We start from the raw sequence: 242 nt of genomic DNA, 5'->3' as shown, positions 1-242 counted from the left end.
GCTCGGCTTTGACATCGGGCGGGGGGACGAGAACCTGCAGCCCCTGCGCCTCCAGCCGCTGCGTGTAGAAGCTCTCGCATGGTGAACCGTGTGCCGAGCAGGGCGACGGTGCCGACCCCTGCGGCCACAACCGCCCGCGCCGTCACGTCGCCGATGTGGATGAGCGGGACCCGCACGGCCTGCTGGACCTGATCGGCGACCTTGTGCATGGTGTTGGTGCACACGACGATGCACTCCGCACC

General features: G+C 69.0%; 1 protein-coding gene. It reads right to left on the bottom strand.

The features are described 5' to 3' along the window. Nucleotides 1-230 (bottom strand): aspartate/glutamate racemase family protein (locus SB773_RS34200; protein ID WP_410594955.1); only part of this gene is annotated, 230 nt, incomplete at its 3' end. Nucleotides 231-242 lie beyond the last annotated feature (12 nt).

Source organism: Bacillus sp. SIMBA_074 (genome assembly GCF_046534555.1).
GTDB classification, from domain to species: Bacteria; Bacillota; Bacilli; order Bacillales; family Bacillaceae_G; genus Bacillus_A; species Bacillus_A mycoides.
This window is presented reverse-complemented; position numbering and strand designations above follow the sequence as displayed.